The sequence below is a fragment of the Spirosoma liriopis genome (assembly GCF_023196085.1).
In the GTDB taxonomy this organism is placed as follows: domain Bacteria; phylum Bacteroidota; class Bacteroidia; order Cytophagales; family Spirosomataceae; genus Spirosoma; species Spirosoma oryzicola.
In genome coordinates this window covers 1,227,804-1,240,900 of record NZ_JALPRF010000003.1, presented here as the reverse complement: position 1 = coordinate 1,240,900, position 13,097 = coordinate 1,227,804, and the positions used below count along the sequence as shown (strand labels likewise).

Genomic DNA, 13,097 nt, shown 5'->3' with positions numbered 1-13,097 from the left:
TATGAATCTGAAAACCCAAGGCTTTGTCCTGCTGGACGTTGACGTTGTCGCGCTGAACAACGCTGGAAAAAGTAGCAGTAGCAATTTTGAAAATGCCGTAGCTACGAAAAAAATCACCAAAAATGGTCGCACCCATACCTACGTGTCGGGACAGGCTTGGCGGTATTGGTGGCGTGAAGCGCTGCAACGTAACGTGGGCTGGTCGTTGTCCCCAATCACTCGTGAGAACAAAATAGCGTTTACCGAAGCCAATCCGTTCCTGTATCCTGATGACGATGTTTTTGGGTATATGAAAGCCGTCAAGGAAGAAGTAATTGACGAAAAGGGAAAAGCGAAGAAGGTTGATGCTACGGTAACGCGCGTTTCTCCGCTAAAAAATTCGGCCATCGTTTCGGTCGGGTCGGCACGGACGGTTGAAAACTGGTCAAGTATGGCCCGTCAGGACGGTGATTCCGTACCGTACAGTAAAGAGGAGTACAGTGCTATCATGAAAGGAATGTTCTCACTCGATTTGGCTCAGCTTGGTACGTTTGCCAGTTACAACAAAACGGGGTTCAAGAATATTACGCAAAAGCTGCGGACCGAAGCACTTAGTCAGGGGTCGATAGAGATTGACGACCCATACGTTAAAGACAGCAAGGGTAATCCGCAAAAACTGGTTCAACTAGCTAAAGACGTTCGTTTGGAGCGGGCGAAGGGAACTATTCAAGCGCTGAAAACCATTTCGGGCGGAGCCATGCAAACGAACAACATGGGCGACGTCACCCCAAAGTTCATTGTATTGGCAACAACGAGCAGTGGTAATCATCCTTTCTCACATATCGTTACGAGCGAGGGCATGAATAGTGACCGAGTGGCGCTGAATCTGGAAGGGCTGAAAGAGGTACTGAAAGATTACAAAGAGCAATTTATTGGAACGGTCTTTATCGGTAAACGCAGTGGGTTTTTAAATGAATACAATGACGACCTAAAAGAGTTGCTGACGCTTGGCGAAGGATACCCGACCATTCAGCTTGGAACAATCAACGAAACGATTGATGCATATTGCAATCAACTCGAAAACCAGCTATCCTGATGCAAGTTCATGTTGTGGACATAAGCAGTTGGACGGCTAGCTTTCGCTATCCTAACCTGATTAGTGGCGTTCAACCAACGCTGGACGTGCCGCCAGTCAGTACGGTGCTGGGGTTGATCAATGCAGCCGCTGGACAGTACTTGAGCCATCAGAAACTCGAATTAGGCTACTATTTTCAGTTTGAAGCGAAAGCGTTCGATCTGGAAACCATCTACCAGATTGACAGTAACAACGGTCGAGCGACGAACAACGCCAAGTCGAATATTATCCGGCGTGAGTTCGTGTATAGTGCACAGCTCAAAATCTATCTGACCGATGAAAGCCTGGCTGATTTCTTTCGGCAACCTTATTATCCTTTGGTGCTTGGGAGAATGAATGACTTGGCAACTGTTGATCGAATAACGACAATTGACTTGCCGGAAGTCGTGTATTCGTCATGCATAGCTGGTCAGGTAATCCCGTTCCGAGAGAACCACTTAGCTGGTCAGATTCAGGCATTACCTAAATATTTTACGGATACATTCCCTCGTCAGAACGTAGGTACGGAGCCGTATTCGGTTATTAGCTACCTCACGCCAGTGAAGGGTAATCTACCGGCTATTCATGACGAGAAGATAGGCAAAGAAGGAGTTGATATTTATCTACACCAATTAGATTTCTCCGAGTATGACTAAGCCATATGATGAAATTCTAGCTAAGTCAGAACCAAGGCTCACCCTACAGGAACACGTTGATGACTGCTTGTTGATTTGGGAAAGACTACAAACTATTTTTCCGCAAGTCAGCAAGCTACAACTCTCCTATGATTTCTGGCGAGTGCTGCGTCTGGCTATCGTTTGTCATGATCTGGGAAAAGGACACGTTGACTTTCAGAAGGTATTACGTGGCGAACCGAATCAATGGCGCAAGCAACGGCACGAATTGTTTTCTCTACCGTTCATCAATGGGTTAGAAGAAGACAAGCCTGTACGGGATTTGATCCGATTAGTAATTGCTGGTCACCATAAAGACTATGAACAGCTTTGGCTACGGTATATCTGTGATTTCTATCAATCCGATGACGATGCATTCGGGCTGCCTGGGGCTACTGGTCGCCTTGATTACGAAGGCGAATTTCGCCGAAACGTTCGTGAGAAATTACTGATTCAGTTAGCCGCTGACGAGTATGGTGTTAAGCTTGGTAAGTTTTCCGTTCAGCATCCAGAGCAAGTAATCCTGTCTTATCAGGGGCAGATCAGCAAAATGAATACGTCCAATCCAGCGTATTTTGATTTGCTGCTTTTATTCGGTGGCCTAAAGCATTGCGACCATCTGGGTTCTGCCCGAGTTCAGGAGTTGTTACACATCTCGGATGAGCAGTTTCAGTTTTTAGACCACAAGCGTACAAGTCTTCAAGACAAAGGGGCTGATTTCTACGATCATCAATTGGCTTGTCGTGATGTGGTTGGCAATCTGATTCTTACATCGCCGACTGGTTCAGGAAAGACGGAAAGTGCCGTTATCTGGCTACGTCAGCAAATGAAGCACTTTGGCCAAGGGCGGGTTTTCTACATTCTGCCATTCACAGCTTCCATCAATGCGATGTACGAGCGGCTAGGGAAGGAGATGGGAGAGCCCTACGTTGGAATGCTACATGGCAAACTCAGCGATTATCTGTATGATTACTTCGATGATTTTCAATATTCGCTCAGTCAGAAAAAAGAGAAAATTGATGAGCTGAAAGATAAGTTCAAAACGCTCGTTACACCCGTTAAAGTAGTAACACCATTTCAGCTACTGAAACACCTATTTGGGTTAAAAGGCTTTGAGCAGGGTTTATTTGAGATGGTGGGTAGCTACTTCATCTTCGACGAAATTCATGCCTACAGCCCTGATGTATTTGCCCAAATCAAAGTGTTGCTTCAATACGCTGTGAAGCATCTGCACGTCAAGGTAATGGTCATGACGGCAACCATGCCAACGTTTCTGAAAAAAGAATTGGAGGAAGCCATTGGTGAGTTTACGGAGATCAAAGCATCGGATAGTTTGTACAGCCAATTCGTTCGGCATCGGATTCAATTACAGGATGGACTATTGACCGAAAATCTTGGCCTGATTCGGCAAGCGTTGAATACCGGTAAAAAAGTGCTGGTTGTATGTAATACCGTCAAAAATGCGCAACTAGTTTTCAATGAACTGAGTGAGGATGCCGACAACGCCGTTCTTTTGCACAGTGCGTTCAACGGTGTAGATCGAACTCAACATGAATTGGCGTTAAAGCGTGGAGAAGAGGACGGATCGATAAAACTTTTAGTTGGAACGCAAGCTATTGAAGTCAGCTTAGATATTGACTACGATCTAATTTTCACCGAGCCCGCTCCCATTGATGCACTCATTCAACGATTTGGTCGCGTAAATCGAAAGCGAGAAAAGGGGCAAAGCCCAGTGGTTGTTTTTCGGGAATCTAATCCGACAGATCGATACATTTATCCTTCCAAAATCGTAGCACTTACGGTTAATTCCTTTGAGAAAATCATCGCTGAAAATGAAGGTATCATAGAGGAGGGGAAACTACAGCAATACATTGATTTCGTTTATCCAGACTGGCAGACCAAGCAAAAAGAACAGTTCGATCTAATTTATAATAGGCTGTCTATATCAGCAGAGCTACTCGTTCCGATGTATCGGTCCAAGTTGGGAGAGGATGATTTCTATAAACAATTCGATGGAATTAAGGTACTGCCGGTAATTATAGAAGAAGCTTATATTCAACGCCTAAGCCAGTTCGATTTCATTGGTGCAGAGAGTCTCAAAGTTCAAATACGCAAAAATAAGTTTGCTCAGTTGCTCCGCGAAAATGACCAAAATCTTCAAGCAAAGGTATTCTCTATAGAAAAGAAAGACGGTTCGCTTCTTGAAATAAAGTACTTTATTCTGACAAAAAAATACGACAGCCAGCTTGGATTGATATACGATCAGCAGGAAGAATGGATTGATAACTTCAATTCCTCCGACTTCCTATGACAATCACCGGCACGTACATCAAGTATTACAAAGTCTGTCATCGGAAAACGTGGCTGTTTCATCACAAGATCGAGATGGAACATACCTCTGAGCTAGTGGCAGAAGGCTCGTTTATTGGCGAAAAGTCATATCCGCAACGCGCCGAACGATACCGAGAAATCCTGTTGGATGGCTCTCGAATCGACTTTTATGACCCATATGACAAAGTCGTGCACGAGATTAAAAAGTCGGATAAGCTGGAGCATTCGCATGTGGCGCAGGTGCAGTTCTACTTGTATCTACTCCGTAAAAACGGCATCGAAGGCGCTACGGGTCTGATCGAGTACCCAAAATTGCGGCAGACGCAGACTGTCCGGTTGGAGGAGGAAGATGTGTCATTGGTCGAGGCTTGGGTGCAGGACATCGAACGTATAGTGAACTCCGAACAGTGCCCGGAACGGATCACCAAAAGCAAATGCCGGTCGTGCAGTTATTTTGATTTTTGTTACGCAGCAGAAGAGGTTCTTTGACAGGATTTACATGATTAACAGGATTACTTTTCTATGTAAACATTCGTCTTACAACTAGTAAAATCATGTCAATCATGTTAATCCTGTCAGAAAAGAAAATGCATGACAATCTAACCCACCAGATTATTGCAGCGGCTTACGCGGTTCATAACACGCTTGGACCCGGCTTTCTGGAAAAAGTATACGAAAACGCGCTGTCTATTGAACTACAGAATCGGGGAATTTCAGTCGTACAACAGTTGAGTGTTCCTGTTTTTTACCGGCACGTTCAGGTAGGCGATTATGTAGCCGATATGCTTGTTGAACGAAACGTATTGATTGAGTTGAAAGCTGTAGAAACGATACACCCCAAGCATGAAGCGCAATTGGTCAATTACCTGACGGCTACCGGACTGGACATTGGCTTACTCATCAATTTCGGGAGTAGCGTGACGGTTAAACGGAAATATCGAACTTATAAAAATTTCTGACAGGATTTACAGGATTGACATGATTTTTTATCTAATCATGCTGTCCGATAAAACTTTGGCTCATAGCGGTGTAAAACATTAAATCCAATCCTGTTAATCCTGTAAATCCTGTCGAATAAAAAATATGAAACAGCCCAAGTATCTGTTCAACGCCGGTCGCATGAGCCGGAAAGACAATACGCTTAAGTTTACGCCGGTTGATGAAGACGGGAACGAGGGGCAACCGCGCTACCTACCCATTGAGCAAGTGGGCGACCTGTACGTATTCGGTAGTCTGGACGCCAATTCGGCTCTGTATAATTTTCTGGGGCAGGAGGGGATCGCCGTTCATTTTTTCAATTACTACGAACATTACACCGGGTCGTTTATGCCTCGTGAATACTTGCTGGCGGGCAAGATGCAAGTTGACCAGACGAAGCATTACATGGCCCCTAAAAAGCGGATCGAGATTGCCCGGCGGTTTGTGGAAGGAGCAGCCAACAACATCCTGCGGGTGCTGAAATACTACGACAACCGTACCCGTTCGACCCCTGGTTGTGCCGATTCTACACTTTCGGAGGACATTCTGACGGTCGAGCGATTGTTGGCGAGCGTGCCAACGGCTACGGATGTGCCGATGCTGATGGGAATCGAAGGCAACATCCGGCAGACCTATTACGACACCTTCGACGCCATTGTGGGCGCTACGTTTTGTCTGGATGGGCGTAGTAAACGGCCACCGCGTAATGAGTTGAACGCCCTGATTTCGTTTGGCAATATGCTGTGTTACACGGCCTGTCTGAGTACCATTTACCACACCCAGCTGAATCCGACGATTAGTTTTCTGCACGAACCGGGAGCCCGTCGGTATTCGTTGGCGCTGGACATTGCCGAAGTATTCAAGCCGATTCTGGTAGACCGGCTAATTTTCCGGATGATCAACAAACGGCAGTTGCAACCGTCGGATTTTCAGGTCGAGATTGGCGGTTGTGTCATGAAAGAGGCCGCCCGAAAACGGTTTGTACAAGGCTTTGACGAGCAACTGAAAGAAACGATCAAACATCGCGTCCTGGGTCGCAGTGTCAGCTACCGGCATCTGATCAAGCTCGAATGCTATAAACTCCAGAAACATTTGCTGGGTGTAGAAGAATACCGGCCTTTCAAGGCGTGGTGGTAGGCTCAATGATGATTGGGCGAATAGCCATCCGGTAGCCACAATCCATTCACTCAATCACAAATCGGTTATGTACGTAATTTTGGTGTATGACATGGGGCAGAAGCGAGTCGGGAAGATGCTCAAGCTCTGTCGGCGGTATTTGAACTGGATTCAGAATTCAGTTTTTGAAGGCGAGATGACAGAGGTTCAGTTGAAAGAGTTGCTGTACGAAGCCCGGCGTATTATGAACGAGGACGAAGACAGTTTAATCCTCTTCAAAAACCGAGACCAGAAGTGGCTTGATAAACAGATCGTGGGCGTCGAACGTCAATCGACGAATGATTTTTTATAGGTTGTTTTAGCGTCGATCGACCAAATACGTTCTTTGATCAGCTGTGTAAAAAAAGTGTTAAGCGAGATTTCGGGCTTTAATTAGTTGATTATCAGATTGTCGTCGATCGGTAGGGGTTTTCGTATCATTGTCGACCGACGATAAAAGGGGCTTTGCGAAGTAATGTAAAACGGTGTTCAGGCTTCGCAAAGCCTATTTTTTTGCATTAAATTTACGGCTTCTAATCGTACCTGAGTGGAATTGAAATAGCAGTCAATTGATTGAAGGGGCGAGAGAAACCGGGCTTCTAATCGTACCTGAGTGGAATTGAAATAATACCAAGCAGTCATTGCCGCGTGGCATCGTCAACTTCTAATCGTACCTGAGTGGAATTGAAATACGGTAAAGTGATGAAAGCTACGGGCTACTCAAAACCTTCTAATCGTACCTGAGTGGAATTGAAATTATTGATTCGTGCGGTAACCCAGCGTACAACTTCCGCTTCTAATCGTACCTGAGTGGAATTGAAATTATTGATTCGTGCGGTAACCCAGCGTACAACTTCCGCTTCTAATCGTACCTGAGTGGAATTGAAATATGATGTCCTTTGTTGGCTTTCGCTGGGTATTAATCCTTCTAATCGTACCTGAGTGGAATTGAAATCGAATTGCTGCTGTCCGCCCATCTTGATAGTCAATTCTTCTAATCGTACCTGAGTGGAATTGAAATCTTAATAATTATTACGGCGGGATCGTTTGCCCGGTCCTTCTAATCGTACCTGAGTGGAATTGAAATTTTACAGCCTTTGCACCGCTGACGCTGCTTAGATGACCTCTAATCGTACCTGAGTGGAATTGAAATATTTACTGGCCATCTACTTGTTCCCGCACTTAGGCCTTCTAATCGTACCTGAGTGGAATTGAAATATGCATGAGAAGCAGGAAACTGTATACCTGAGTCAGCTTCTAATCGTACCTGAGTGGAATTGAAATATGTGGAATCTGGGCCTTAAAATCTTTGTGGGTGCGCTTCTAATCGTACCTGAGTGGAATTGAAATAGTAGCCCGTATCGCGTATACCGAGGGCTTTTTGGCCTTCTAATCGTACCTGAGTGGAATTGAAATCTGCCACTTTAGCATTATGATCTCCATCGCCGTCGCCTTCTAATCGTACCTGAGTGGAATTGAAATAAAAAAGCCCTTGAACGCAACGCCCGCCCGGTCCAGACTTCTAATCGTACCTGAGTGGAATTGAAATCTGGTCAAAAAAATACGCCTGCTGGTGATTCGGGCCTTCTAATCGTACCTGAGTGGAATTGAAATTACGGTGTTTTGTTTTCGTGTCAGAACGTGCTGAATTCTTCTAATCGTACCTGAGTGGAATTGAAATGCACGCAGACCATGCCGTATATCTGGTCGCGGATGTCTTCTAATCGTACCTGAGTGGAATTGAAATAAAGGATATACGGCTCAATAGGCAGGAGGTTTCTTTCTTCTAATCGTACCTGAGTGGAATTGAAATTTAATGACTCTACACTCAACCGTGAAGTTGCGGCCTTCTAATCGTACCTGAGTGGAATTGAAATCTCTTTCCACAATTGCATCTATCCGGTCGCTCACTTCTAATCGTACCTGAGTGGAATTGAAATTAACTCAGGACAAGAAAGCGCCGAAAGTAGAGGCATAGCTTCTAATCGTACCTGAGTGGAATTGAAATAATACTAAAACAGAAATCAGCGATATCGTCAATTTCTTCTAATCGTACCTGAGTGGAATTGAAATGTCATTAGCCGGAATAATATTGACCTCATCATCACCTTCTAATCGTACCTGAGTGGAATTGAAATCTCCAAAAACATGACGTACTGGGTGCCCTTTAGCCCTTCTAATCGTACCTGAGTGGAATTGAAATTTTTGGGAGTAACTTTGTGATGAAATCATACTAATCTTCTAATCGTACCTGAGTGGAATTGAAATGCGAGCAATAGTGAATACACCGAGCTACCTAGCTCACCTTCTAATCGTACCTGAGTGGAATTGAAATGACAATCGTCGTGTACCAGTGCGCATCAATGATATCTTCTAATCGTACCTGAGTGGAATTGAAATCCCTGATCTGATCGCCCGTGCTGAGCGAACTGGCCTTCTAATCGTACCTGAGTGGAATTGAAATGCACGACGGTTGAAGAATTTGTATGTCGGGACGGCACTTCTAATCGTACCTGAGTGGAATTGAAATGAAGCATAAAAGACAATGAAGGTTGCATAAAGAATCTTCTAATCGTACCTGAGTGGAATTGAAATTTATGCCATACTGCGGACCTGGCTTTCTGGCCGTAAACTTCTAATCGTACCTGAGTGGAATTGAAATCTAAGTAGTCCGACAATGAATGCACCACTGGCCCACTTCTAATCGTACCTGAGTGGAATTGAAATCTCGTTAATCTGCTTGACAGAAGCATCAATAACCACCTTCTAATCGTACCTGAGTGGAATTGAAATCAGTATTCCGGAATGACGGAGGTAGAAACTTATCAGCTTCTAATCGTACCTGAGTGGAATTGAAATTTAATGGTGAGAATTAGGTGTACGTGTATGGTACGCTTCTAATCGTACCTGAGTGGAATTGAAATTTGTAACGGTTCGGGTTGTAAAGTAGCGTGTGGTCTTCTAATCGTACCTGAGTGGAATTGAAATTTCTCTCAGTTAATGGAACGGGTTATTGACTAACCTCTTCTAATCGTACCTGAGTGGAATTGAAATACAGGGCCTTAACCATACGAGTAGTGTGGCCGCTTTCTTCTAATCGTACCTGAGTGGAATTGAAATACCTATCCAAATTCTTCGGACGCGAACGGTTGGAACCTTCTAATCGTACCTGAGTGGAATTGAAATCCGTACTTGGCCGAAGGCGTCACGACCCAGTACGGGTCTTCTAATCGTACCTGAGTGGAATTGAAATTATGTTCTACCCTATTGGCATAGGCTTATTTAGTACTTCTAATCGTACCTGAGTGGAATTGAAATGTTTACTTAGTTTAACAATCGGGAAAAGCCTAAAAATCTTCTAATCGTACCTGAGTGGAATTGAAATTATTGAACGGCGCGGCAGGCTGGGCAAATACATCGCCTTCTAATCGTACCTGAGTGGAATTGAAATCTTCGTCGATCTGCTTGGCCTGCTGTTCGACAACCTCTTCTAATCGTACCTGAGTGGAATTGAAATTAGGATCAAAGCCTTTCCCATCCCTTGTGTCGTCACTTCTAATCGTACCTGAGTGGAATTGAAATGCCTAGAGATTATTATTGCCTCTGTCGAGGGAGTTTCTTCTAATCGTACCTGAGTGGAATTGAAATTTCGGATCAAGAACGCAGCGGCACAGACAGAAGCTACTTCTAATCGTACCTGAGTGGAATTGAAATCTTCCCAGCCAACGGTTTTCGATGTCGTAGCAACGCCTTCTAATCGTACCTGAGTGGAATTGAAATCAAACTGTTTGACTTGATACGCAACCCAATTAGGTCCTTCTAATCGTACCTGAGTGGAATTGAAATAGTAGAAGCGAGAAGTACAAAAGGGTTTACAAAGCGGCTTCTAATCGTACCTGAGTGGAATTGAAATCTACAGTCCTTTGTTCAAGCCGGTTGTCATTAACGCTTCTAATCGTACCTGAGTGGAATTGAAATCGTGGGATAGCGTTATGGCTGCCCTGAACGGCACCACTTCTAATCGTACCTGAGTGGAATTGAAATTTGAGAATCCCAGGGCTTTCCAGCGGCCAAACTCGCTTCTAATCGTACCTGAGTGGAATTGAAATATAAGCCACTTTTTGCGAATCTGTTACACATCGGGACTTCTAATCGTACCTGAGTGGAATTGAAATTTTCGAAATCGTGTTCGAATTTCAGGCGCTTATTGTCTTCTAATCGTACCTGAGTGGAATTGAAATTAAGACTTTGCCCCGGTTCATAAACCTTTTAAACGCTTCTAATCGTACCTGAGTGGAATTGAAATTTCTGGCCTGCCCCGTTTCGGTTATTTGGCCCAAGACTTCTAATCGTACCTGAGTGGAATTGAAATGTTACAGTAACTTTAAGCGTTGTAATAGCCGTGAACTTCTAATCGTACCTGAGTGGAATTGAAATTTCGGCGACCAGTTCAGCAAACCGGTCGAATTTAAGCTTCTAATCGTACCTGAGTGGAATTGAAATAATCCAGGCAAACGCGTAAGTTCTACCGGCTTGCTTCTTCTAATCGTACCTGCTTGGAATTGAAATGTGTCGTCTTTGTCGTTGGGGTCGCCTAATGTCCAGGCCTTCTAATCGTACCTGCGTGGAATTGAAATCAGGTTACTACCCAGATTACCCGCCAGCTCCGACACTTCTAATCGTACCTGAGTGGAATTGAAATATGTGAAGTGACCACGGGGAGACTCGAACTCCCATGCTTTACAATACATAAGTGAAATTGAAATAATAACCTTACGGGTGTAATACTAGATTTCCTGTAATTTCTACTCGTAACGGTGATGATTGGCGTTTGATACGTATTGCTTGGTAAGCTTCCGCTATGAATTAACCGGAACTGATGAAAACGTGAGGTAATGGTTTATTTATAAGAGTGCTTACTACCGTAAACAAAGATTAAAGTTGTATACCTTATATTTTCGGTTACCTTTAGTAATTCACGGAGAGCTAGCCAGTCAAACCATCATGAGAGCTATTGTCGATACGTTTGAACACGATGAGTGGGTAATCCAAGAGTGGAAGGTTCGCTTCTTGCTCTCCGAAAAGCAACTTCATTTCATCAAGAAGCACTCAACAGTTTTTAATTGGTATGAAGATCAGCTTATCGCCGATACCTGGGAAGAAAAGCTGAAAATATGCTTCAATAGCATTCACAAGTTTTACAGGACGTTTGGTGTGTTGCCGCAAGTGGGTGACCGGTTGTTTGATGAAGATACAGGCTTGCTTATTCTGGATCGATCAATTGATGGCGGGCTGATGACGGTTACCTTCACACTCAGCAACTAATCTCAAAACGCGCTTCCCACCTGTAACAATGGCTACGTTGCCTACTAACCGGTTCGCCCTGATCACCTAACTCCATTTAGTACGCGCCAAGGTTTTTGCTCGTTGGGTGTTTCGATCGCTCGATGATCCAGACCGTACTGGTGTTTTACTGGTCCAGACAAAAGGACTGTTTCATAACTGGGCAAAAGCCGCTTCAATCGTACTGTCTCTACACAAATAAGCCAGGCAGCAATCTGTGTCTGGCTTACTGTAACTCATACTTGTTATAACCTTACCTGTAAACGGTTTCTGTAGCAGCAGGGGTTGCGGAAGTGAGGCAATGGCGGTTAAAACGCTTCGATAAGCAGTAAAGAGATTTCTTTTCGTTCTTCTAAAGACATGAATCAATCGACTACTTCTTTGGCTCGGCAATGTCGGGCGTTTGTGTTGACGACGGTCTGTTGTCTGATCGGTTCGTTGTCTGGCTTTGGTCAGGATAACGCCTTGAAGACGGGAACGGTAGAGCGTATTAAAGTGCATGGGAAAGGGCTGGAGGGCAATCTGGCTGGCGATTCGCCTGATCGGGATGTGTCGATTTATCTGCCGCCGAGTTATAAAACCGACAAGAATCGACGCTACCCCGTTATTTATTTTCTGCACGGGTTTACCGACAGCGATGACAAATGGTACGGGTTTACAAAGCACTGGATCAATCTGCCCGCTACTGTTGATAAGGCGTTGGCAGACGGAAAATCAAAATAGTTTATTATCGTGACGCCGAACGCCTATAACCGTTTTTTCGGTAGTATGTACTCCAACTCGGTCACCATTGGCAATTGGGAGGATTACGTAGCCAAAGAACTGGTTGCCTACGTCGATGGGCATTACCGGACGATCCCGCAGGCAACCAGTCGAGGGTTGGCCGGTCACTCGATGGGAGGCTACGGCTCGATTCGAATTGGCCAGAAACACCCGGAGATTTTTTCCAGCCTATATCTATTGAGCCCCTGTTGTATGCTGCCTAATCTGGATGCTACACCCAATCCGCAGCAGGCCGCCAAGCTGGAAAGCGTCAAGACGGTAGCCGATCTGGAAAAAGCTGACTTTGGCACAAAAGCCGCTTTTGCGTCAGCAGCAGCCTGGTCGCCGGACCCCGGTCAGGGCGTTTTTCACCTGGACTTACCGGTAAAAGATGGGCAGCCCCAGCCAATCGTTATGGCTAAGTGGATAGCCAATGCGCCGTTAGCCATAATCGATCAGTACATTTCAAACATCAAGCAGCTGAAGGCGGTGGCGTTTGATGCCGGCGATAAGGATGTGAGTATTGCGGCCAACAACAAGCGGCTGGATGGGGTGTTGACCAGTTATGGAATTGCGCATACGTACGAAGAATACGAAGGCGATCATATCAACCGCATTGCTGAACGAATCGAGCAGAAGATGCTTCCTTTCTTTACCACCAACCTATCGTTCGATCAAGCCAGCGGAATGCGGGCTGCGAAAAAGAAGTAAATACCTATCGCGCTAAATGCGAAGCGAAAACGACGCCTGATTGACCGGAA

The 13,097-nt window shown here is 45.0% G+C and carries 10 protein-coding genes and 1 CRISPR repeat array; all 10 genes read left to right on the top strand.

Going from position 1 to position 13,097, the window contains the following annotated elements:
* The first annotated feature begins 1 nt into the window (after nt 1).
* The 10 genes from cas7i (at nt 2) to M0L20_RS30340 (ending at nt 13,047) form a co-directional block, all read left to right on the top strand.
* On the top strand, nt 2–1,075 hold the full coding sequence (gene cas7i / locus M0L20_RS22065) for a type I-B CRISPR-associated protein Cas7/Cst2/DevR (protein ID WP_248479073.1): 1,074 nt from the start codon (nt 2–4) through the stop codon (nt 1,073–1,075).
* Entirely contained in the window at nt 1,075–1,749 is a 675-nt protein-coding gene (cas5b, locus tag M0L20_RS22060) for a type I-B CRISPR-associated protein Cas5b (RefSeq protein WP_248479072.1), read from the top strand. Before cas7i ends, cas5b begins: the two co-directional genes overlap by 1 nt.
* Complete coding sequence (gene cas3 / locus M0L20_RS22055) at nt 1,742–4,078, top strand: CRISPR-associated helicase Cas3' (RefSeq protein WP_248479071.1); 2,337 nt, start codon at nt 1,742–1,744, stop codon at nt 4,076–4,078. The genes cas5b and cas3 overlap by 8 nt, the downstream gene beginning before the upstream one ends.
* Entirely contained in the window at nt 4,075–4,587 is a 513-nt protein-coding gene (cas4, locus tag M0L20_RS22050) for a CRISPR-associated protein Cas4 (protein WP_248479070.1), read from the top strand. The genes cas3 and cas4 overlap by 4 nt, the downstream gene beginning before the upstream one ends.
* A 65-nt stretch (nt 4,588–4,652) precedes the next feature.
* A complete protein-coding gene (locus M0L20_RS22045) occupies nt 4,653–5,057 on the top strand; it encodes a GxxExxY protein (protein ID WP_248479069.1) in 405 nt (134 codons plus the stop codon).
* Between the two features lie 124 nt (nt 5,058–5,181).
* The gene (cas1b, locus tag M0L20_RS22040; protein ID WP_248479068.1) at nt 5,182–6,213 is read left to right on the top strand and encodes a type I-B CRISPR-associated endonuclease Cas1b; all 1,032 of its coding nucleotides are present in this window, start codon (nt 5,182–5,184) and stop codon (nt 6,211–6,213) included.
* A gap of 67 nt (nt 6,214–6,280) precedes the next feature.
* Nucleotides 6,281–6,544: a CRISPR-associated endonuclease Cas2 gene (cas2, locus tag M0L20_RS22035; RefSeq protein ID WP_248479067.1), complete on the top strand. Its 264-nt coding sequence runs from the start codon at nt 6,281–6,283 to the stop codon at nt 6,542–6,544.
* Nucleotides 6,545–6,761: 217 nt separating this feature from the next.
* Nucleotides 6,762–10,933: direct repeats of the CRISPR family, unit length 30 nt; unit sequence CTTCTAATCGTACCTGAGTGGAATTGAAAT.
* A 302-nt stretch (nt 10,934–11,235) separates the two neighbouring features.
* Nucleotides 11,236–11,556 (top strand): hypothetical protein, encoded by a 321-nt coding sequence (locus tag M0L20_RS22030; RefSeq protein ID WP_232558760.1) that lies wholly within the window; start codon nt 11,236–11,238, stop codon nt 11,554–11,556.
* 378 nt (nt 11,557–11,934) lie between these two features.
* A complete protein-coding gene (locus tag M0L20_RS30345) occupies nt 11,935–12,297 on the top strand; it encodes an alpha/beta hydrolase-fold protein (protein ID WP_354004251.1) in 363 nt (120 codons plus the stop codon).
* A 45-nt stretch (nt 12,298–12,342) separates the two neighbouring features.
* Complete coding sequence (locus M0L20_RS30340; RefSeq protein ID WP_354004250.1) at nt 12,343–13,047, top strand: alpha/beta hydrolase; 705 nt, start codon at nt 12,343–12,345, stop codon at nt 13,045–13,047.
* The last annotated feature ends 50 nt before the right edge of the window (nt 13,048–13,097 follow it).